At 46.9% G+C, this 22,652-nt stretch carries 18 protein-coding genes; 10 read left to right on the top strand and 8 right to left on the bottom strand.

Annotated elements, in window-relative coordinates:
- Positions 1 to 823: 823 nt before the first annotated feature.
- The gene (locus tag RGU72_RS16015; protein ID WP_322120683.1) at positions 824 to 2,803 is read left to right on the top strand and encodes a sensor histidine kinase; all 1,980 of its coding nucleotides are present in this window, start codon (positions 824 to 826) and stop codon (positions 2,801 to 2,803) included.
- A 135-nt stretch (positions 2,804 to 2,938) separates the two neighbouring features.
- Positions 2,939 to 3,643 carry a riboflavin synthase subunit alpha gene (locus RGU72_RS16010; protein ID WP_322120682.1) on the top strand — a complete coding sequence of 235 codons (705 nt, stop codon included), beginning with the start codon at positions 2,939 to 2,941 and terminating at the stop codon, positions 3,641 to 3,643.
- Between the two features lie 80 nt (positions 3,644 to 3,723).
- On the opposite strand, the gene RGU72_RS16005 is transcribed toward RGU72_RS16010, so the two are convergent.
- The 4 genes from RGU72_RS16005 to RGU72_RS15990 all read right to left on the bottom strand — a co-directional run bounded on the left by RGU72_RS16005 (position 3,724) and on the right by RGU72_RS15990 (position 6,868).
- On the bottom strand, positions 3,724 to 4,038 hold the full coding sequence (locus RGU72_RS16005) for a hypothetical protein (RefSeq protein ID WP_322120681.1): 315 nt from the start codon (positions 4,036 to 4,038) through the stop codon (positions 3,724 to 3,726).
- Positions 4,022 to 4,669: a hypothetical protein gene (locus RGU72_RS16000; RefSeq protein ID WP_322120680.1), complete on the bottom strand. Its 648-nt coding sequence runs from the start codon at positions 4,667 to 4,669 to the stop codon at positions 4,022 to 4,024. Before RGU72_RS16000 ends, RGU72_RS16005 begins: the two co-directional genes overlap by 17 nt.
- A 207-nt stretch (positions 4,670 to 4,876) precedes the next feature.
- On the bottom strand, positions 4,877 to 6,052 hold the full coding sequence (locus RGU72_RS15995; protein ID WP_322120679.1) for an acetyl-CoA C-acetyltransferase: 1,176 nt from the start codon (positions 6,050 to 6,052) through the stop codon (positions 4,877 to 4,879).
- Positions 6,053 to 6,307: 255 nt separating this feature from the next.
- A complete protein-coding gene (locus RGU72_RS15990) occupies positions 6,308 to 6,868 on the bottom strand; it encodes a phasin family protein (protein ID WP_322120678.1) in 561 nt (186 codons plus the stop codon).
- A 463-nt stretch (positions 6,869 to 7,331) separates the two neighbouring features.
- On the opposite strand from RGU72_RS15990, the gene RGU72_RS15985 reads away from it, so the two are divergent.
- Together RGU72_RS15985 and RGU72_RS15980 are read left to right on the top strand one after the other, a co-directional pair.
- Entirely contained in the window at positions 7,332 to 8,321 is a 990-nt protein-coding gene (locus RGU72_RS15985; protein ID WP_322120677.1) for a substrate-binding domain-containing protein, read from the top strand.
- 12 nt (positions 8,322 to 8,333) lie between these two features.
- Positions 8,334 to 10,754: an ATP-binding protein gene (locus RGU72_RS15980; RefSeq protein ID WP_322120676.1), complete on the top strand. Its 2,421-nt coding sequence runs from the start codon at positions 8,334 to 8,336 to the stop codon at positions 10,752 to 10,754.
- 281 nt (positions 10,755 to 11,035) lie between these two features.
- Here the strand turns inward: RGU72_RS15980 and RGU72_RS15975 are convergent, their stop codons facing one another.
- Positions 11,036 to 12,601, bottom strand: coding sequence for a B12-binding domain-containing radical SAM protein (locus RGU72_RS15975; protein ID WP_322120675.1), 1,566 nt, complete (start codon positions 12,599 to 12,601; stop codon positions 11,036 to 11,038).
- A gap of 368 nt (positions 12,602 to 12,969) precedes the next feature.
- Here RGU72_RS15975 and RGU72_RS15970 point away from each other — a divergent pair, with 368 nt between their 5' ends.
- The gene (locus RGU72_RS15970) at positions 12,970 to 13,302 is read left to right on the top strand and encodes a hypothetical protein (protein WP_322120674.1); all 333 of its coding nucleotides are present in this window, start codon (positions 12,970 to 12,972) and stop codon (positions 13,300 to 13,302) included.
- 179 nt (positions 13,303 to 13,481) lie between these two features.
- Here the strand turns inward: RGU72_RS15970 and RGU72_RS15965 are convergent, their stop codons facing one another.
- Positions 13,482 to 14,774, bottom strand: coding sequence for an HDOD domain-containing protein (locus RGU72_RS15965; protein ID WP_322120673.1), 1,293 nt, complete (start codon positions 14,772 to 14,774; stop codon positions 13,482 to 13,484).
- Positions 14,775 to 14,874: 100 nt separating this feature from the next.
- Here RGU72_RS15965 and RGU72_RS15960 point away from each other — a divergent pair, with 100 nt between their 5' ends.
- Entirely contained in the window at positions 14,875 to 15,894 is a 1,020-nt protein-coding gene (locus RGU72_RS15960) for an alpha/beta hydrolase (RefSeq protein ID WP_322120672.1), read from the top strand.
- A gap of 38 nt (positions 15,895 to 15,932) precedes the next feature.
- Here the strand turns inward: RGU72_RS15960 and RGU72_RS15955 are convergent, their stop codons facing one another.
- Entirely contained in the window at positions 15,933 to 17,372 is a 1,440-nt protein-coding gene (locus tag RGU72_RS15955) for a glycoside hydrolase family 18 protein (protein WP_322120671.1), read from the bottom strand.
- 245 nt (positions 17,373 to 17,617) lie between these two features.
- On the opposite strand from RGU72_RS15955, the gene RGU72_RS15950 reads away from it, so the two are divergent.
- On the top strand, positions 17,618 to 17,836 hold the full coding sequence (locus RGU72_RS15950) for a SlyX family protein (RefSeq protein ID WP_322120670.1): 219 nt from the start codon (positions 17,618 to 17,620) through the stop codon (positions 17,834 to 17,836).
- A 270-nt stretch (positions 17,837 to 18,106) separates the two neighbouring features.
- Here RGU72_RS15950 and RGU72_RS15945 read toward each other — a convergent pair whose 3' ends face one another.
- Positions 18,107 to 18,604 carry a cupin domain-containing protein gene (locus tag RGU72_RS15945; RefSeq protein ID WP_322120669.1) on the bottom strand — a complete coding sequence of 166 codons (498 nt, stop codon included), beginning with the start codon at positions 18,602 to 18,604 and terminating at the stop codon, positions 18,107 to 18,109.
- A 267-nt stretch (positions 18,605 to 18,871) separates the two neighbouring features.
- Here RGU72_RS15945 and RGU72_RS15940 point away from each other — a divergent pair, with 267 nt between their 5' ends.
- The 3 genes from RGU72_RS15940 (at position 18,872) to RGU72_RS15930 (ending at position 22,647) form a co-directional block, all read left to right on the top strand.
- Positions 18,872 to 20,068: a PAS domain-containing protein gene (locus RGU72_RS15940; RefSeq protein WP_322120668.1), complete on the top strand. Its 1,197-nt coding sequence runs from the start codon at positions 18,872 to 18,874 to the stop codon at positions 20,066 to 20,068.
- Positions 20,065 to 20,700: a response regulator transcription factor gene (locus tag RGU72_RS15935; RefSeq protein ID WP_322120667.1), complete on the top strand. Its 636-nt coding sequence runs from the start codon at positions 20,065 to 20,067 to the stop codon at positions 20,698 to 20,700. Before RGU72_RS15940 ends, RGU72_RS15935 begins: the two co-directional genes overlap by 4 nt.
- Before the next feature lie 573 nt (positions 20,701 to 21,273).
- Entirely contained in the window at positions 21,274 to 22,647 is a 1,374-nt protein-coding gene (locus RGU72_RS15930) for a CmpA/NrtA family ABC transporter substrate-binding protein (RefSeq protein ID WP_322120666.1), read from the top strand.
- Positions 22,648 to 22,652 lie beyond the last annotated feature (5 nt).

Below are 22,652 nucleotides of genomic sequence, written 5' to 3'. Positions count from 1 at the left end.
TGCTGCCTGTAGAAGCCAAAAAGCTCCCTCTCCCGCACGCGGGCGAGGGGTGTTGTCCGGTGTAGTTCAAATCAATACTTGCCGCTAACAGAGTCAATGAATAAATATACTCCGGTTGGGTATATTTTAGATGCCCATATAATATATGGATAATACGATATTTTTAAAAAAATTAAGGGGGAGTATATTTAGCCCGGTAACACTTAAGCTTTTCTGAAAGTAAATTCTTCTACACAAACGCCTCGCTACCATTTGCCTTGTCGTACCGGTTTATGCTGATGTCTTCAGCGCCGAATTAACTGCCGAACTAAGCCCAGATTTTCCATTAGACCGCTACTACTTCGCAAAAAAGGCAGAGGGCATGCGGTCTTCAGAGGGATAGCACCACCGCGATTTGAGTGGAAACGCTACAGCGACAATTGCACCTTTGGCGAACTGCCTAGCGTTGTTGCTCCTCCTAGCAAGATGCAGCTTGCGTCGTCGTCGCGTCTAGCCAGTCAGTTCGCCAAAGGCACACTTGTCGCTGTTCCAATGGAAAATCTGGGCTAAGTGCTAAATCACTCATAAAACCTTTGTTGTAAACTAGGATTCTTTTCAGTTGCGCACGGCACTAAATCTTGTTAGTCTGAAATCTTACTTTGCCAAGACCGAACAAGGTCTAGCCAGCGTTGTAGTCTCTTAGCCGGCCAGAGCAAAAGACCAGACAGACAACGCAGGTGTTTAAGGAAATAACCAGAGTCAGCACATGATGATAGGGAGAAAATTCAACATTTGCCTGCGGATATTTTTCAGCTGCCTACTCAGCTATCTCTTGCTAGCCGGCATGCTCAATCACGCTGCCGCTGCCACTCTGCAATTAGACTCTGCCACCACGCAACGTTCGCTTAATTCTGAGTTTGAGGTTTTTGAGGATAAAAGCGCGCGACTTTCTATCCACGACATTCAGCAAGCCGCCATCGCCGCCAAGTTTAAGCCGCTGGCGGGCAATTTGAGCGCTTCTTACACCCGCTCTGTCTACTGGTTACGGTTTAGCCTGCAAAGAAGTGATATTCGTAGCCCACAGGACTGGTGGCTAGAAATGACGCCCGTCATGCTGGACGATATTCGTCTGTACGAAACCACTGGCGACGGTCAATTCATTGAGCACCAAGCTGGCGATCGCCGTCATTTTTCTGCGCAAGAAATGCAGCACCGTTATCCGGTATTCCGTCTTCATTTGTCGGACACCGCGCCACAAGTTTTTTATGTGCGGATAGAAAGCACCAGCTCGCTTTTTTTCCGCGCCACATTATGGACGCCACAGGCGTTTGCGGAAGCCTCCAATGTATTGTCCAGCCTGATGGGTTTGTTTTACGGTTTGCTGCTTGCCATGATTGCGTACAACCTGGTGCTGTTGATGTCGTTCCGCGACAAAACTATGCTGTATTACCTATTGCTGTCTTTCAGTATTTTATTAGCTGGCATGAGCGTGAACGGTCATATCGGTCTGTACTTTGCGCCGGACTGGCCTTGGCTGGTGGATATTTTGCCCGCGCTGACGGTGTGCTTCATCATCTTGTGGGACTCCCTGTTTATCACGCACTTTTTGCATCTGCCTAAAAAGATGCCCAAAGTGTCGTGGTTGTTTCGCGGATTTCAGGTTTTTTCAGTGATAGCGGCGGTGATTGTTCTGGCTGGTTACAACCATGTGATTGCGCCAGTTGTCCAGTTAATTGGCTTTACTCAGGTATTGCTAATCTTGCCGGTCTGCTTGCTAAGTGCGACGCGCGGTTATCGGCCAGGCTGGATTGTGCTGATCGCGTCCGCTGCCTGGGTGGCTGGCGCGATGATGACGTCGCTACGGAATCTGGGGATCATCGAATCAAGCTGGCTATCCGATTTTGGCTTTCAGATCGGGTCTGCGCTGGAAGTGATTTTGCTCGCCGTGGCGCAAACTAATCGTATCAATATTATTAAACAAGAACGCGCGCTGGCGCAAAAACAACTGCTGGTAATGGCGCAACGTGCAGAGCAAGAATTAGAAATCAAGGTTCAGCAACGGACGACAGAATTAGCCGATGCCGTGGCGCGCTTGCAAAAACTCGACCAAGAGAAAAATGATTTTCTGGGGATCGCTGCCCACGATTTAAAAAATCCGCTCACCTCAGTGATCGGGATGAGCGACCTGTTACGCAGGCTAGATCAGCAGATGCCGGTTGCCCAAAAACACGATTATTTACAACGCATCAGCAATAGCGGGCAACGCATGATGCACATCATCACTAACCTGCTGGATGTGAATGCCTTAGAGACCGGGCACTCGCGTTTTAACTTGCAGGCGCTGGATCTGGCGCAGGTTTTAACTGAAGTCACACAGCGATATCAAGACAGCCTGCAAGCTAAAGATTTGCAGTTAATACTGTCTGTCAATCAGCCGGTATTAGTCAAAGCGGACGCCGATGCGGTGAGCCAGATTATGGATAATTTATTGTCCAACGCGATTAAATATTCTCCTTTAGGCAAACAGATCTGGATTCAAATTTCATCAGACAATGGTGCTGGTCGCTTCATGATTAAAGACGAAGGACCGGGTTTGTCAGAAGAAGATCAGCGGCATTTGTTTGAAAAATTCTCACGCTTATCGAGCAAGCCGACTGCGGGTGAACATTCTAGCGGTTTAGGACTTTCTATCGTCAAAAAACTCAGCGTGGCGATGGGTGGTGACATCGATTGTCAAAGTGCGATCGGTGAGGGTTGCTGTTTTACTGTCCGATTACCACTTATAGTCTTTCATGAACCGCCGACCACAGTAGCCATAAGCTGACAGGTAAGAGTAAAAGCGAAGGCAATGAGGTAGCAATTCTGTAATTGCCAGATCGCTTACAATATTGAGTACTAAAAGCGGTACTCGTATAACACCGCCCCCACCCTCAGCTCATTTTATTTCGACACTATTCCCATGTTTACTGGCATCGTACAAGGCATCGCCCGCATTGCATCCATCACCGACAAACCCGGCCTGCGCACCTTTACACTGGATTTTCCAGAGGGATTTTGTGAAGGCTTACAGATCGGCGCCAGCGTCGCTGTTGACGGTGTTTGCCTGACCGTCAACAGCTTGCATGACCATCACCGCGCCGAGTTTGATGTGATGCAGCAGAGTCTGGCGATCACCACGCTTGGTGAGTACGCGCAAGAGGGACGCATCAATGTAGAAAGAGCCGCCAGAGATGGTGCAGAAATTGGCGGACATCCCCTCTCTGGCCATATTGATTTTAAAGCCACCATCGCCCGAATCCGCGAGCTGGAAAATAACTACGTCATCCGCATCGCCGTGCCGCCAGAATGGCTGCGCTACATCTTCGCCAAAGGCTACATCGCCATCAACGGCGCCAGCCTGACGGTAGCAGAAGTGAACCGGCAAGAGGGCTGGTTTGAAGTCTGGTTAATCCCGGAAACCTTGCGCATGACCGTCTTCGCCGAAAAGAAAACCGGCGCAACACTTAACATAGAAATCGAAAGAGCGACCCAAGTGGTGGTTGATACGGTACGCAATATGCTGGCAGAAACCTTGGGACCTTTACTACCTGCACTGGAGGCTCTACTCAAACAGCAGAGCGTTGTGGTGGTGGATTTGGTTAAGCCTGCCAATAGTCAAAAATAAGTCGCTTGAAGATTTGCCCTAACTTCTCATAAAATATAAATGTTATTTGCAGGACTTGGTTTTAAGCTTGCTCCACACTGTTACTGGTTAATAAGTGAGCTAATTTGTTGCACAAAAGAGCCTATAGTCGCAATGCTTCCTAAGTTTGCTAGAGATCTATCGATAATAGTTTTGTCTTTATCTTTCGACTCAATCGAGCGTTTTATATCGCTGATAGCTATTGAAGCTTTAATAGCCTGGCTTTTGGTAACTTCAGAATCTGCATCAATTTTTTTCAAAATTAATTCAAGTTTTTCTAATATTAAATCATTATTGTCTTTTACTAGATTAGTATTTGTTTGATTGCCTATTATTTGATTCGAAACCGTTGAGTTAAAGTTATTGATAGTCGCCATTTAATTGTTCCTTTATTTGCTGATTAGTAATCTCAGATTCAAAATTATTTATAGAACTATCACCACCAACATTTACTGTGTCAATAGATATGTAAGTTTCACCATGTTTTGTTGCCTCCATAGCCGACTTAATGCTGGAGTGAGCATTTTTAATTTGTGCGCTGTCATAAGAGTAGACGATTGACCTGCTGGAAGCTGAGGTTTCAAGTACAAGTCCAAAAAGGATTGGCGGATTTTCTTTTTTATAAACCCAAATTTTTAATTGTTCATCAAAGATGTTTTTTTGCTTTTGCCACTCACAAAGCGTTTGCAGAAATTTTTTTTGAAGCCGCTTGTAAAAAATAAATAATATGAATGCTGAGCAAAGCAAAAAACCAACAAATAAATATTTACTGTAAAAATAAAATGGAATAAGACCTAGAACTGCTACAAGTAAATAACTATTTGGAAATTTAAATTGAGGAAGAAGTAAACTAAATGTTGGCTCTATTTCTGTACTGTGAATAGTCTTTCGAGTAATCGTAATAGCAACTAAATTTTGAATTGACCAAACCACATCGTTTAATTCGATGATCTTGTCAGTGATCCTAAGTTTTGATTGTGGCCTAGATACAAAATGAGCTCTCGCCATATATTAGTCCTTATAAAATAATTGAAATCGGAACGCACGGATTAGAAATCCATTACAGAAGCGTTAATGATTACTACTAATCATAAAGTTACCTGCATATTTTTTCCGCGCACTTTTTGCTTAAATATGCTGACGATTTTCATCTTATGTTCAGACTGATTTTGATAGCCTAGGGCACGGAAAATAACTTTATTATCTTGGCATCAATTACCGTTCGATCGCCAGCGCAACGCCCATACCACCACCGATACACAAACTGGCAAGCCCTTTCTTGGCGTCGCGCCGTATCATTTCATGGATCAGGCTGACCAAAATACGGCAACCGGATGCGCCTATGGGATGGCCAATCGCAATCGCGCCGCCATTGACGTTGATTTTGCTGGTATCCCAGCCCATTTCTTTATTGACGCCAATCGCTTGTGCGGCGAAGGCTTCGTTGATTTCCATCAAATCCAGATCTTGATGATTCCAACCTGCTTTACGCAAACATAATTGGGCGGCGGGTACTGGTCCCATGCCCATGATGCTTGGGTCAATACCGGCAGAGGAATAGGCTTTAATGCGCGCCAATACCGGCAAACCCAGTTCTTCGGCCTTACGTGCCGACATCATGATGACGGCTGCTGCGCCGTCGTTCAGACCAGAGGCATTACCGGCGGTCACTGTGCCATCTTTGGCAAAAGCCGGGCGTAAGCTGGAGAGCGATTCCAGCGTAGTACCGTGCTTGATGAACTCATCGCTATCAAATACGGTCGTGCCTTTTTTGCTGTCGATTTCAAAGGGCAGAATCTCGTCCACAAACTTACCGGCTTTTTGTGCCGCTTCTGCTTTGTTTTGCGAAGCCAGTGCAAACTCATCTTGCTCCAGACGCGTTACACCGAATTTTTTAGCCACGTTTTCAGCAGTGATACCCATGTGATATTGGTTGTACACGTCCCACAAACCATCAACGATCATGGTGTCGACTAATTTGGCATCACCCATACGAAAACCGTCGCGCGAACCGTTGAGAACATGGGGCGAAGCACTCATGTTCTCTTGACCGCCAGCGATGATGATATCGGCATCCCCAGCTTTGATCGATTGCGCGGCAAGATGCGTCGCCTTGAGACCGCTACCGCAGACTTTGTTGATCGTAAATGCCGGTACCATATTTGGCAAACCCGCTTTGATCACTGCCTGACGCGCCGCATTTTGGCCTACGCCTGCGGTCAATACCTGACCTAAAATAACCTCATTGATCAGTTCCGCACTCAAACCAGTTTTGGCCAACAAACCTCGGATGACATGTGCACCAAGATCAGAAGCGGCAATTTTTGCTAATGAACCACCAAATTTACCTACTGCGGTGCGACCGGCAGCAACGATGACGACGTCTTGCATGTGAATCTCCTCGGTGAATGCTCATAGGTGAGCTTGGAATGATGGGCATTTTTTAAATCCCCTTGTTATTTTCCATTTTAATCCTTACCAATCAGGATCGCCTAATATCGTTTGATGCAGAAGCGGTATTAGCAAGCAGATAAAAACTGGGCGAAAAAAATGGGCTCATCGTTCCCGAGAGCCCATTTTTAAAACCGTGTTACCTGATGCGTTACAGCTGATGTTTCAGCTAAGCGCTGCAAGTACTCTCAAGTATTATTTCTTGCTTTTAGTCGTTTTTTCAGCAGCTTGTGTAAATTGCTGTGTGGCATTTGCCAGGTTTTCTTCCAAAGTCTGAACAGCTTGCTTGCTAGTTTTAGACAATTGCTCGTAACCTGCATTGATATTGCCGATGACGGATTTCAATGCTGTTACTGCTTGTTCGGAACCTGCTGGTGCATTTTTAGTGACTTCGTCGATCAACGCAACGACTTTAGTATTTGTTTCAGCGATATGCGCTTCTACTGCTTTAGTAAATTCAGCTTGAGTAGCAGAAGTGATGGATGCCAGATGACGGCCATATGCCAATGCTTTTTCTGCACTAGGTTGTGCTTGAGCAGCTGCCAGAGCCATAAATTCTTTTGGATCTTTCGTACCAACTAATTGCTTAGCCGTTGCTGTGCCTTCTTCCAAAGTCGCTTTAGCAGCGCTGACGTTCAAAGCAAAAATTTGCTCTAAGCCTTCAAATGCTTTTTTGTTCAAAGCGGTCAAAGAAGCGAATTGTGCTTCCATTGAAGTTTTAGTAGCAGCGATAAATTGTTCTGGTGTTGTAAACATAATGATCTCCTAGATAGTAAAAATGACGGTAATGCGGAATTTCACAGCGCCTTCCATCCTATTTATCCAAATGGTGCACCGCAACAATTCTTATTGTACCTACTTATTTTCGACGGTCAAGCATATTTTGTGCGTTGCAACAAAATATTTGTAAGGATGTGTTTCTTGCCAGTATAGGAGATAAGCAAAATTCTTCTAGCAGGGTTTTGTAGAATGGATCATTATTTTGCAAAACTATGCGCGACATTGATTGCGTAAAACCAACTTAGTGCATATCCTTAGTCATCTGTTTTGATGGCTTTATGTGTTGCGGTATGCCGATCTGCGTTTCCATTTCGATGGAATCTCAGTTTCAGTCTTAGTCATATTTTTAAAATAAGTCCGACAAATATTATTGCGTCAAAGTACTCGATAATTTGATCACCATTTCTCTAAGGTTTGTCCTGTCAACGAAAGAAATGTTATGGCTATCCAGCGGCGTCTCCTGTTGATCATTAGTTTTTTTGCAGTCGCTGTTAGTGCCTGCAATGATGCATCTAAGCAATCATCCTCTGCCATCAGCGCATCGGCCGATGCTCAAAAACTCCCGGCATCAAACAAAACAAAAAAAATCGCGCTGGTCTTAAAAACACTGACTAATCCTTACTTTATTGAAATGGAAACTGGTGCACGTGATGCTGCAAAAAATCTAGGTGTTGATTTAGTCGTCAAAATGGCATCGCAAGAGACTGCGGTAGAACAACAAATCCAGTTAGTAGATGAGTTAATTCAAACCAAAATCGATGCCTTAGTAATTGCGCCTAGTGATTCACAGCGCCTAGTGCCAATTCTGAAAAAAGCTCAGCTTGCAGGCATCCTCGTTATTAATATTGATAACCAACTTGATGCAGCGACGATGAAAAGTCAAAAAATGAGTCCAGTGACGTTTATTAGTGTTGACAATCAAACCTCAAGTTATCAATCCGCAAAATTTATTGCTGATCAAATAAAAGCGCCAGGCAAAGCAGCGATCATTGAGGGTATACGCACCTCAGAAAATGCCCGCATGAGGACGGTAGGAGCAGAACGTGCTTTTGCCGAAAATCACAATCTCAAACTGGTGGCAAAAGAGACTGGTAACTGGAAAATCGATGAGGCTTATCAAGTCACTAAAAAAATATTTACGGCTTATCCTGATATCACTGTTTTATTCTGCGCCAACGACATGATGGCCTTGGGGGCTATTAAGTATTTAAGCGAATCCAACAAAAAAATATTGATCGCCTCCTACGACGCTTTGGCTGACGCAAAAATCGCTGTAAAAGCAGGTTCACTGGCAGTGACCGTAGATCAGCAAGCGAAGAAGCAAGGCTACGAAGGCATCGCACTCGCGGTACGTGGTCTGAATGGAGAAAAGTTACCCGATGTGATGTTGGTTGATACCGCTTTAGTTACGGCCCAAACTCTACAATGAGGCGCGCCCATTTTGTCCGTCAAACATAATATTTCGGTCAAACTGATTGGCTACCTGTTCTTTGTCAGTGTATTGCCGTTGCTGTTATTTGCAATCATCTCCTACGGCACGACGCAAAAAACGATTTTTGATTTAGCCAGAAGTTATAGTACCCAACTACTCTTTAACCAGCGCGATTATCTGGAACTAGAAGCAGAACAAGTAGAAAGTCTGGCTTTTAACCTCGCGGGCGTTGAAGAGATCAGCAATGTGGTGGTGAAAGCTGACCAGGCGGCTACCTTAAGTCGCAATTCATACGATGATTTATTTACTCAGGCAGAAATTCGGCAACGACTTAATGCCAATAGCAGCCTCAAGGGTGTGATATCGATAGACTTGTTCACCACCAAAGGTCATAGGTTTTATGTAGGCGATACTTTAAACGTCGCGCCTGTTAACGACATGATCAGACAAACTATTTTTGATACGGGTATCGCCTCAGAAAAATCGATACTATGGCTGGGCGTAGAAAACAATTTAAACCCTGCGTCACCCAACCGCAAGGTACTTACTGCACTCAAAATTATTCGACATTTTTCTCCTGAAAGTATGTCCTCCACGCCAGTGGGAATGATTCTAATTAATTATTCTACCGATTATTTATATCAACATTTTAGTCACATCGACATGGGTGAGGGTGCCTATCTAATGGCCGTTGATAGCTATGATCGTATGATCTATCATCCCGATAAAGAAAAAATTGGCAAGGTCATTTCATCAGAATTTAACGCCGCTGCAATCCGCAAAACCGGTATCCATAACTTGCGCTTAAACGGGCAGGAATTGATGCTCAATTCCACTTGCCTAGCCAAATTAAACTGGTGCATCGTCGCGGTGATTCCAGAAAAAACTTTTATGCTGCCGATGGAAAGACAATCACAAACCGCTGCGTTTTTGATCCTACTTTGTCTCGGTCTGATTGCCTTTGGTGCGCGTCAATTTAATCGCGCGATGCTCATACCGATTAAGAATATTTCTGATGGATTCCGGAAAATTGAAGAGCAACCCTACGCGCAATTGCAACCCTTGAACATCCCCGATAGAAAGGATGAGATCAGCGAACTCGTCGGCTGGTTTAATGCCTTCCTAGAATCGCTTGAAGCACGTAAAAAATCAGATGAAGAATTGCGTGAGAACCAAGAAAAATTTTCAAATATTTTTCAAAAATCGCCACTACCGTTAAGTTTGGCAAATGCCAGCAGTGGTCGCTTCATCGATGTGAATGATGCCTGGTTAAATCAATTTGGATTTTCGCGTGAAGAAGTAATCGGGCGCTCGGCAATCGGTTTAGGTCTATGGGCTGATGACACAGAAAAAACACGTTTGTTAGCGCAGCTTAACGAAAAAATAACGATCAACCAGTTTGAGGTGCGTTACCGCTGCAAAGACGGGCGCGATATTATCTGCCTCTTGTCCGGTCGCGTGGTGGAACTGCACGGAGAGCAATTCTATATTTTCTCGCCAACAGACATTACCCGACAGCGAGAAATAGAAAGAGAAATCCAGGAGATTAACCAGGAGTTAGAGTCCCGGGTTCAGCGTCGCACACTCAATCTGGAGCAGACCAATACGGAGCTGGCCAATGCGATGGAGACTCTTAAACTGACCAAAGATGAGCTGGTGCGTTCAGAAAAAATGGCGGCACTGGGTTCTCTGGTTGCCGGTGTTGCGCATGAGTTAAATACACCGATCGGTAACAGCGTTACAGTCGCCAGCACCTTGCAGCACAAAACCCAAGAGTTAGCTCGGGAAATCAGTAGCGGCAAGATTCGCCGCAGCACGCTGGATGCTTATCTCGATAGTTCGTTCATGGGCACGGAATTATTAATGCGTAATCTTGCTTTGGCACGCGATCTGGTGATCAGTTTTAAACAGGTTGCGGTAGATCAGGCCAGCAACCAACGTCGCCGCTTTGATCTTAAAAATACGCTAGCTGATGTGGTCGTGATGCTTGACCCTATGTACAAAAACACGCCATTTGTCTTAGAAGTTGCCTTGCAAGACGGCATACAGATGGACAGTTATCCGGGTCCGCTAGGGCAATTGATTACCAACTTTGTGACAAACGCGTTAGCTCACGCATTTGAGGGCAGAAACCATGGCACGATGCGGTTGACCACCAAATTGCAACAGGAAGATATGGTCGAAATTACCTTTTCCGATAACGGTGTTGGCATACCGGCTGAACATCAGCCACGGGTCTTCGACCCCTTCTTTACCACCAAGCTAGGTCAGGGCGGTTCTGGCCTTGGTTTAAACATCGTATTTAACATCGTGACCAGCTTACTCGGCGGAAAAATAGAACTCCAGTCCTATGCCGGTGTTGGCACTAGCCTCATCATCACGCTGCCACTAAAAGCGCCGGATGTTGCAGATAAAAAAGTTCGTAATTAAGCTAATAATTAAGCTCATGGCTAAGTTAGCGAATGCCTTGTTGCATGCATTGCTTATTTATAAAAGAGGCCACGGGATGCAATAGGTTCTACAATTCGAAAACATTATATGAAAGTGACCGTTTTCGCACTATTACTTTCTTTTAAAATTTGCCCAATACGCATACTCATACACAGTATATGTAAGCTCTCCATATAATCATTGGACGATACGGCATATTTTGAAAAAATTATGGGGAGTATATTCTACGTGTCGTCAATATGCTGCCGACTTATACATTGCTACGCAGCCATATGCCTTGCTTGACGTTGTGGCAAAGATTTAGTTTCTGGCTTCTTCTCCACCGGATTATCCTGCGAATGATTCTGTAGTTTTGCCAGCTTTGCCGCCGATTTATCGCTGACGTTTTTACGATTAGCTTGCCCGGCGTAATCACTACCCAAAATCTCTGTGACCAGAGCGTCGTCCATCTGGCGTTCTGTGCGCAACCACTCGCCGACTAAGGCCGCTAAACGTTCCAGCGCAATCCTGTGGGTCGCATCGGTTTTTGCATACAGCCAATCTGATAACGCCATAAAGTTTTCAAACGGTGTCTCTGCCAGCAGGTGCGGCAGAGTATGACTAAACCGCCCGGAGTTGGCGACCAAATCCCAGTAACGAGCAAAGCGCACCAGGCGCTGCATGGTAGAAAAATCGATCGTACTATTGGCAAGAATGGTGTAAGGCGGATACGGATCAAACACCATGCTCCACTCTTCGGTATGCCGGATAATCGGCGTACCGCGCAGACGCTTTAAGATGCCAAACTGGATTTCGTGCGGCTGCAATGCGTACAACTTATTAAAACCTGCAGCAAAGCTCTCTACCGTTTCGCCCGGCAATCCAGCAATCAGATCAACGTGCAAATGAGCATGTGAGTTCTCACATAACCAGCGAATATTGTCGGCGGCTTTCTGGTTGTCTTGTTTGCGGCTGATACGTGCTTGTACTTCGGGGTTAAAACTTTGAATCCCGAGTTCAAACTGCAAAGTGCCTGGCGGGAATTTCTTGATACCTTCTTTGAGCGCGTCAGGCAAATGATCTGGCACTACTTCAAAATGGGCAAATACGGGATCATCAGGATTGGCCTCCAACTTATCCAGAAAGAATTGCATGATCTTCAGGCTGGTCTTAATGTTGAGGTTAAAGGTGCGGTCAACAAATTTAAACAGGCGCGCGCCGCGCGCATGCAGACTTTCCATCTCGGCTAAAAAGCGGTCGATCTCAAACGGCCACGCCGTCTTATCTAAGGCAGATAAACAGAATTCACACTTAAACGGACAACCGCGTGAGGCTTCGACATATAAAGTGCGATGTTTGATGTCTTCATCGCTGTACAAATCGTAGGGCAAGCTGATGTCAGCCATCGCTGCTTGCACACCGGCATGGATTTTCATTAGCGGCTTAGGGCCTTGCAAGACTTGGCGACACAGATCAGGGAAAGTGACATCGCCCCAACCCGTGATGACGTAATCCGATAATTTGACAATCTCTTGCTCGGAGGTTTCATACGATACTTCTGGCCCACCCAAGATTATGATCACTTCTGGAGCGACCCGTTTTAATAAGGCGACGACTTTGGTGATTTCTTCAATATTCCAGATATAGACGCCAAACCCGACGATCAATTTTTCTCCGGCGATCTTGTGCGACAGTAATTTTTCTACTATCTCGGTGGTTTTTGCACCCGTCACAAATTCTTGCAACTGAGTTTGTGCTTGCAGCGGCCCCATGTTGGCGAGCAGGTAGCGCAAACCCAGAGAAGCGTGGGCGTAACGGGCATTGAGGGTAGAGAGCAGAATGGTCATGGGGTGTATAGACGGCAAAGACAGCGAAAATAAAACAACAATAGAGCCGTATTGTACGACGCCACGCAGCAAGCTCTATTGGAACAGCGCTACAACACAACTAGGGCGAAGTTGAAACGAGCGGGATTACTCTGCCCATCAAGCTATTAGCAGCACCTTATAGTTACTAAAAGTGAGCATCAAGACATCGAAACCAAAACACTTTGGCGCTGGTTTAATGACGTTCATCCTCGCGTTTTTGCGTTTCATCGCATCCCGCTCGCGGTCGACAAATGCATGGCCTACAGTGCATACATCAACAAAGCAAAACGACTTGCAAGTTGAAACGAACCGAACTAAAACTTAACTAGCAAAAAGAGGAAAATCAAATGAAAACATCATTCAAAACACCAGCAATTTTCAGTGCTGCATTGATCGCTGGCGTGTTCGCAGTCGGTGCTGCATTCCAACCCGTTTCCAGCAACGCTAACGTGAATACACAAGTTGCCCAAGCCCAAATACAAACTGTCACTATCGTCGCAAAACGCATGAGCGCTGATGAAAAACTGGCCTTCGATACACAAGCTAATGGCATCCAGACTGTCGTCATCAGCGCAAAACGTTTAAGCCCAGAACAAAAATTGATTATGGCGCAAGAAGACCAAGCCTTGCAACATGGCGTTGCGATCAAAGCAGTTCGTTTAGCTCAGAACAATGGTTGATTTATGATAGATACTGGTAAGGAGTACAAGCTAAATTACGCTTTTTGTCCAGGTTTTAATTGGACGATTAAAAATACTCCCCTTATTTCTAACCTTCGTATCCAAATCAAAAGCATTTAATTCCACATCGTAGATGCCTTTGACTTGGACATGAGAATGTCCACCAAGTTTAATCCCGCTCAGGCGGGATTAGTCGCCACCGCTGCGTCATATAACTGCACATAATTCAGATTTTCAAAACAACTTGCTGCTTGTGGCGTTAAGCCCAGCAGCATTTTTTCGTCGTTCGACCGTAGTTGCGCATGGTTGACCATAACCCGCATTTTAGCGAGCAGATCAGCGGTGTGCAGCAAGTGCCCAAGTGGCGTCCAGACCGGCGCTTTACTGCCGCTGGCTTGTTGCTGCAAGGCCTGGATAACCGCTTGCGGAAACTCCCAGCGTTGTGCAATCCGGTAAGACAAGGTGACGGCGACTGAACTAAACGCATGATAAAAACTGGTGGAATATTTAAACTTGGTCTGATCCGCAATCTGGTCAATCAGACGGAACGCGATAATCAAACCCACGTTTTTCATCAAGCCCGTGAGGAAAGCCTGAAACGGGTCAATCGCGCTATCAACACTGCTGGCTAACTGGTGGCAAGCGACCGCGCATTTCTCTGATTGTGTCCAGATATGCGGTGCAGCGCGACGTGTGTAATTGCCTGCGTTGAGATTAATAATCGGACGGAACGCGACTTTGGCAATCAACAGGCGCAAACCGTCTTCACCCAAGATCATCACGGCTTTCTCCAGACTGTTAATCCGGTCGGCTGGGTTATACAGTGCGCTGTTGACTGCATTAATTACCTCGCCGACCAGCACTACGTCTTTAACGATGTGACGCGACAACTCACCTGCCGATACGGTTTTATTGCGCAAACTACCCAACAGTTGTGGAATCACGGTCGGCACCCGCGGCACGACCACGGCGTCGGTCAAATCCGAGGCGAGCAAAGCATAAAGCGCTTGCAACACTTTTTGCTCGGTTTCCATACTGATGCCTTCGCCGGGATGCCCCATCAACCAGTCAAAATACAAAGCATCAACCGGAATTTGCGGTCGCCATGCGGTAAAAGTGGGCGGCAACGGTGGCGCCTCTGCCGGCTGCGATGTTTGCTCAATTTTCGCCATGGATACATCCACTGGTGTAGCTGTAACAGGTGTAACAGTGCTGAGCGGCGTTGATGGTGTTACCGGGCTTTCAGGTAGGATGGTAGGGGGAGTGGCTTTTGGTATTGCCGCTACTACCGGTGTTTGCTGAGGAGATGCGGGGCGCTTGATTGCTGCTTGAATTGGCTTTTCATTCGTACCAAATAGCCGCTTCAGAAAGCTGGAGAGAGGATTCTGCACAATGTCCCTTTCGGTGTCGTTATCTGTATCGTTATTCTTAGCAATCTTGGTGTTGAAAACCTGCACAATGTGGTCAAACACAGTGTAGCCTTATTACCGCCAGCACCCGATACCGGACAAAGTAAAAATGTAAGAAAGCCTCAATTCATCAAGAAAATGTAGTTTTTTGAAAGGACATCGTATGATCGCTTTATTCAGAAACCGTACTATGGCTCAATGGCTGCTCGTCGTCATGGTGGGCAGCATCGCCAGCTTGCTATGCCAAACCAGCCCTGCAGGTACGCTGCGGGATAAATTAATTGAGCGGCGCATGCAACAGTCAGAGCTGGATCAGGACGATCCCAGCACGCTTAACCAGAATGGTTTACCCAAAGGCAACCGCATCATCAAAGATGTCGCCTACGGCAGCGACGCCAAGCAAAAGTTTGATGTCTATATCCCCGCAACCACGCCGGACAGCGCCAGCAATCCCAGCAGCCACGACAACAAAGCCATGCCCGTGATCTTTATGGTACACGGCGGTGCATGGGCGAATGGTGGCAAGGCAATGGGACGCGTGGTCGAAAACAAAGTCGCACGTTGGCTGCCTAAAGGTTTTATTTTTATCTCTACCGATTACCGCATGCTGCCAACCTTGCAAGCGCGTGAGCAGGCGGAAGACGTCGCCTTGGCGCTGGCAGTCGCGCAATCCAAAGCCAAAGAATGGGGCGGCGATCCCAGCCAGTTTATCGTCATGGGACATTCTGCCGGCGCGCATTTAGTTGCTTTGCTTGCGGCCTCGCCCGACGTGACATTGCAGTTTGGCGTGCGCCCCTGGCTGGGAACCATTGCCCTAGACAGCGCAGCCTACGATCTGAGCGCCATTATGTCCACCAAACACTATGGCTTTTACGACAAAGCCTTTGGCAAAGATCCCGGCTACTGGCGCGCCAGTTCACCATTGCATAAATTAGAAGTACCAGGCGTACCGTTTTTGGCAGTCTGCTCCAGCAAGCGACCTGACCACCCTTGCGATCAAGCCAGCAGCTTTGTGCAAAAAGCCAATGGCATGGGGATGCGGGCGAGTTTATTACCGCAAGCAAAAAGTCACGGCGAGATTAATTTCCAGCTAGGTTTAGATGGCGACTACACCATTGCAGTCGAAAAATTTATGGCGTCTTTATCACCGGTGGTGCAAGCGCATTTGCGTGGGGCAGAATAGCTTGATTGGCGATTGAACTTACTCTGTTAGCTAGTTTGTCAGCAGCCAGATTTGCCAACTTTGCTAAGCTTGGAATGGCGAGCCTGAACCGGATAATGTACACCGCCCATCAAATCTAGCTTAGCAGCGTTACATCCCTGATCGTGATTCAGACTGCGGTCTAATGTTTTCAGCAAACTACCCTGCTCATCATCTTGTGCCAGATGCCAGAACATCGCACCTGCTAAACCTTGCTGTTTGATGTAGGCAGTTTTGTAGGACAAGGATTGCTGGTCGTCATAGCTGACAAAAATATGCTGTTCTGGTTGCCATAACCAAGGTACTTTGGTCTGATCACTGAAGTAGCGGACATAGCCAAAATTCCCAACAAGCATGGCTTGAATTTCTGCATAACTTGCCATGCGTGGTTCTTTGCGCTGGGTGCAGGTATCGCAACCGATCAGCAGAGCAGGATCACCCTGATATATTTCTGCCGACTCCGTCACAAAGGCTTGATATAAGCCGTGATTTTTTGGCTCCACATTAAAAAATGCACGCCCATAAAAAGGTACACCCAATACCATTTTATTCGCCGGAATGCCTGCTTGCAGATACAACTGAACCGCAGCATCTACGGTATTGGCAAGTGGCGACGGAAATCTCTCCGCCAGTTTTGCAGGCGATAAATCCGTTACAAATTTCTGTTCACGCAGTGGATTGGCCATCATCGGCTCACTGGTATCACCAAACAAATGCGCATTATGATTGGTCTGTTTTTGCCAAACGCCATTTAAATCATAAGTCATTAAATTGATGTAATCGAGCTGCGCGACAATGGCGGGGAGCTGTACATAATAGCGCGTCAAATTGCCAGCATCGCCAGCACCGGCAATAGTGAGTTGCGCTTTTTTTTGCACACGGGTTTTATTCTCTAGCGTTAGTTGATGACGGATTTCTGCTAGCAAGGCGGCGAAATTTTCAGCGTCTTGCTGCCGAGGATATTCCCAGTCAATATCAATACCATCAAAGTCATAGCGCTTCATTAAGGCGATACAAGAACGGGCTAGTTGTTGCCGACGTTCCGCAGTGGCAGCCGCATCACGATAGCGCCCGACGGTCGGACTGCTGTCATTGCTATACGCCCACCCGCCTAAAGAAAACAAGACGCGCAAATTGTGATTGTGACGCTTTAATGCCATGAGGTCGGCAAATACCTGAGCCGCTTTATCTCGGTCTATGCCCTCCCCCAGATCACATTCGCCTGTCGGATTAATATTCATGAAAGAGAAATTAATATGCGTCAGCATCGCCGCTTTTTGTGCTGTGATGCGCGACACCGGGAATTCCGCCGCCTCAGGGTAATGATTAATCTCCGTATTTTCCAGGAAATAGTAGCCGATCACCACATGTTTGCCGGAGGCCGCAAAAGCGAGATTCTGACTAAAGAATAGGCTAAAGAACCCGCTAAGTACTAGAGCAGAGAATCGAAATAGCATCATGGCGTTTAATAACATTGAGTAAGAGGCAAACTAGAAAGTATCGAAAGAGAATGCGGCGATTGAGTACGACGGTCAACAGATTTTTAGTCCCCATCAGGAGCGTCAATACCACTAAACCAGCGAGCTACGGATCTTTATCGGTAACGACCATACCAGTCCCTTCAATCGGAGCGCTGGTATGGAAAATTCAGAGCAGTCTGCTTTTATCTATATACTCGCAATTTTGAAACACCCCAGGAAACACCATGGACATGCAAGCAATAGAAAACCGTCTGGAAGACTTAGAAATCAAAATATCGCGTCAGGAAGATGTGGTCGATACGCTGAATCAACTGGTGTATCAGCAGCAAAAAAAGATTTCAGAACTGGAAAGCTTTTGCAATGCCTTGGTCGGACGCATCAAAGAAATGGCTGCAAATGCCAGTGAACAACGCATTGTTGATGAGCGTCCACCGCATTATTGATGTCAAGACTTAACCAAAAACCAAAATCTCTCACCACAGATACCCTGAGACACCGAGACACAGAGACACAGAGGAACATAGGAACAACAAATCAAGAGCAAGGCAGGTTTTCGCTGTTCTCCTGATGTTCTCTCTGCCTACGGGCTGAGAGGACTTTTGGATGCCCAATGATTCTGCGGCTTACAGACCAATATCATGCCAGCAGCCACAGAATCATTGGACATTCTGATCGGGAGCTCCCATTTAGAAGTTCCCGTTTTAAACAACGACTTAATCCGCCTCACCTTCCCAATATTCCATCGTCGCACCTTTGTTGTACGACTCGCCCGTGAGGCGCACGCCGACGCGGTTGGTGTCTGGGTACACAATCACGTCATGCGGACTGCGGTCACCAATCAATAAATACCGACAGACCGACTCTGTATGATTAAAAATGCTGTGGCCCTGCTTTTGTCCTGCGGGAAAAACTACATAACTGCCCGCCGACATTACGTAAGTTTTATCACCCAAACGTAAAGTCAGGCTACCTTCCAGCAGCATCAATTGTTCTTCTTCCAGATGATGATAATGATGAGGACAAGCTTGCTTGCCTGGTGCCAGTTCTTCGATACAAACCCCAATCCGCTGGCAACCACCATGCTCTGCAAGCTGCTGATAACGCGTGCCAAAACGGCTACCATGTGAGTATTCGTCCCACACCACATCTTTGATCAAAAACGGCTCGGTTACTCCGTCTGCATTGATTGCCTTGGCTTTGGTCTGATCCATTTTCTCTAACCTGTCTTTTTTAAACTACGTTTCGCGTCAATGCGGTTGATTACAAATTAAAAATAGTGGCCGGTCAAGCAAAGCGAAATAAAAGCTACTACCATCAGCTCGTTTTTTGGCTAATGCGTTGGCTTATTTGTTGGCTTATTAGTTCGCTACTCGTTAGCTTATTCGTTAAGTCATTGGCCGTCTGGTGACGTGGCATGGTGCTTGCTGCCAGGTTGACTTAATTCAAATGCAATGCAGAACAAGAACAAAGGAACAAGCATGTCCATGATTTCAGACGAACTGACCCAGCAAGCCTTGTGGCGCGACAAGTTAATGTTGATGCTGGAATCCACCGGTGACGGTATGTTTGGGATTGACCTGGCGGGTTGCTGTACCTTTATCAATCGCGCCGGGGCTGCCATGTTAGGCCGTTCTGTGAATGAGGTACTAGGACAAAATATGCATGGTCTGGTACATCATTCCCACAAAGATGGTCGTCATTATCCAGAAGAAGTTTGTCCGATTTTTTTAGCGTTCCGCACCGGACAACCATGCCGCAATGATCAGGAAGTGTTTTGGCGTAGTGATGGCAGTCCATTTGCCGTGGAATATTCGTCTCACCAAGTGATAGATCAAGGTCAGGTGCGCGGTGCAGTAATTACGTTTAGCGATATTTCTAAACGTCGTTATGCAGAAGAACAATTGCAACATGCCAAGCAAGAATTAGAAGTACGTGTGGCAGAGCGTACTGCCGAATTGTCTGCCGCACTAAACCAATTGCGGCAGCTATCGGCACATGCACATTCTGTCAGGGAAGAAGAACGCAAGCGTATCGCACGCGAAATTCATGACGAATTGGGTAGCTTATTGGTCGCGCTAAAGTTTGATGTGAACTGGATGGCAAGACGTGTGGCTGATCGAGAAGAGGTCTCGCGCAAATGCAGTGTAATGAATCGCCTGATCGAATCCGCAGTTGAGAATGTAGGTCGCATTATTACCGATCTGCGCCCCAGTATTTTAGATCACCAGGGTTTGATTGCAGCTCTGGAATGGCAAGTACAAGAATTTGCCGAGGCGACCGAGATGCAGTGTGATTCCAGTATCGAAGCCACGCCAGATGCAGCCACGCCAGAGCCAAATCTGGCAACAGCCGTGTTTAGAATTTTTCAGGAAATGTTGAGTAACATCGCGCGACACGCGCAAGCAAGCGCTGTCCATATCCGCATTCGCTTACGGCAAGATGCCTTGCTGATGGAAGTGGCTGATAACGGCGTCGGCGCGCAACAGGCAGCGCTATACCGTGCTGATTCTTACGGCGTCATGGGAATGCGTGAGCGGGCGCTGCATTTCGGTGGCGATCTGCAAATCAGTAGTCAGCATGGAGAAGGGACATTGGTGCGATTGACTGTGCCCGTGCCAAACGCTGCTCCCAACATAGTAGAACAAGCACTGCAACAAATCTCAGGTACACCATGATACGAATTTTATTATGTGATGATCATCGCATCGTGCGCGAAGGGGTAAAACAAATTCTGGCGGATGCGGGCGACATCGAAGTCGCCGGAGAATGCGCCGATGGACCAGAGGTGATAAAACAAGCCAGTATTTTAGCGATTGATCTGGTTTTGCTGGACATCGCATTACCAGTACAGGACGGCTTGGAAGTGCTGCGCCAGCTTAAGCAGCAAATGCCTCGGCTACCTGTCTTAATGCTTTCTACCTATCCAGAAAAACAATATGCCACCCGTTGTTACCGGCTAGGGGCATCTGGCTACTTGAATAAAAGTGCTGATACTGATCAACTTGTTTTAGCGATCCGCAAAGTCGCCGATGGTGGCTTGTATATCAATAGCAGCATGGCAGAAGCCTTGGCGGCAGACATGGGACGTCATATAGCACGCTTGCCGCACGAGACTTTGTCACATCGTGAATACCAAGTGTTCCAGGCAATTGCCAGTGGCATGAGTGTGAAAGAAATTGCCGACAAGCTTGATCTTAGTCCCAACACGATCAGTACCTACCGTACCCGCATCATGGAAAAGACCGGCACGACCAATGACGTCGGCATCGCCATGTACGCCGTAAAGCATCAGCTGATTACGGTATAGATTCCCATTCGCTCATAAGATTTTGTGTTTGTGTTTGTGGCTTACGCAAAAACCAAAACCTCTCACCACAGAGACACGGAGACACAGAGGAGCAACAAAAGAAGAGAAAGACATGTTTTCGCCCTTCTCCAGATTTTCTCGCTATTGAACCCAGATTTTCCATTAGACCGCTACCACTTCGCAAAAAACGCAGACGGCGTGCGGTCATCTGACGGATAGCACCACCGCGATTTGAGTGGGAACGCTACAGCGACAATTGCATCTTTGGCGAACTGCCTGGCGTTGTTGCTACTCCTAGCAAGATGCAGCTTGCGTCGTCGTCGCGTCTAGCCAGTCAGTTCGCCAAAGGCACACTTGTCGCTGTTCCAATGGAAAATCTGGGTTGATTCTTCCTCTGTGCCTCTGTGGTCTGTGGTGAAGGGTCTGGTCTTTTTGGTTTTTCGGTAAGTCCTATTTGTAGTTGTAGCACTACAAAGCATCGTCGCGACACGACATGATTTGGGATGATGGCAAGCTGCTTGCAAGCACTTCTGGCGTTCTTCAATTTTTTACTAACCCGCCAAGGAGTAGTCCATGTCCATCTTCCGTCCATACGATTCAGACCATAGCGCCGCTGGCTGTTCCTGCGGTCGTCATAGCGACGAAACCGAACACAATGCAGAGCAAGAACGTGCTCTGGCAGCACGCGCCACGAACGTAGAACACCTGACCAACGATGTAGTGGAGGAAGCCGTACTACGCGCAATGTTCCCGCAAGACCATCTGCGCCGGCACTTTTTGCGTGCAGTCGGTGCCAATACAGTGCGGGCTGCGATTGCTAGTGTGCTTCCTTTGGGTGCATTGCAAGCGATGGCACAAGAAAAGACCGGACCGATTGAAAAGAAAGATTTAAAAATTGGCTTCATCGCCATTACTTGCGCCGCACCGCTGATCATGGCTGACCCCTTAGGCTTTTACCGCAAACAGGGGCTGAATGTCACACTGAATAAAACTGCTGGCTGGGCGCTGATCCGCGACAAGATGGTCAACAAGGAGCACGACGCTTCCCATTTCCTGTCACCAATGCCACTGGCAATGTCGATGGGGCTTGGCTCCAACCCTTTACCAATGCGGGTAGCGACGATCCAAAACATCAATGGTCAGGCGATTACCTTGCATGTCAAACATAAAGACAAGCGCGACCCAAAACAATGGAAAGGCTTCAAGCTGGCGATTCCGTTTGAATACTCGATGCACAACTATTTGCTGCGTTATTACCTTGCGGAACACGGCTTAGACCCTGATCGTGACGTACAACTGCGCGTTACCCCACCACCAGAAATGGTTGCCAACCTTAGGGCTGGAAATATCGACGGTTTCCTTGGACCTGACCCGTTTAATCAGCGGGCGGTGTATGACGAGGTCGGTTTCATTCATATTTTGTCGAAAGAAATTTGGGATGGTCACCCTTGCTGCGCATTCGGAACCTCTGAAGAATTTATCAAACAAAATCCGAATACCTTCGCCGCTTTGTTCCGGTCGGTATTAACAGCGGCAGCGATGGCGCGTGATCCGGCGAACCGTGCGCTGGTCGCCAAAGTCATTTCACCAGCGGCCTATTTAAACCAGCCAGAAACCGTTGTACAACAAGTCTTAAGCGGCAAATTTGCCGATGGTCTTGGTAACGTCCGTAACGTACCGACACGTGCCGATTTTGATCCTGTTCCTTGGGATTCGATGGGCGTCTGGATTTTAAGTCAGATGAAGCGTTGGGGTTATATCAAAGGGGATGTCGACTATAAAGCCATTACTGAAAAAGTATTTTTGCTGACCGACGCTAAAAAATACATGGCGGAATTAGGACAAACCGTGCCTGTCGGTGCGTATAAAAAATACAAAATCATGGGCAAAGAATTTGATCCAGCTACGCCAGACGCCTATGTCAACAGCTTTGCTATCAAGCGATAACCAAG

Source organism: Undibacterium sp. 5I1 (assembly GCF_034314085.1).
Classification (GTDB): Bacteria; Pseudomonadota; Gammaproteobacteria; order Burkholderiales; family Burkholderiaceae_D; genus Undibacterium.
Note: the sequence above shows the minus strand (reverse complement) of the source record. Positions and strands in the feature narration are given on the sequence as shown.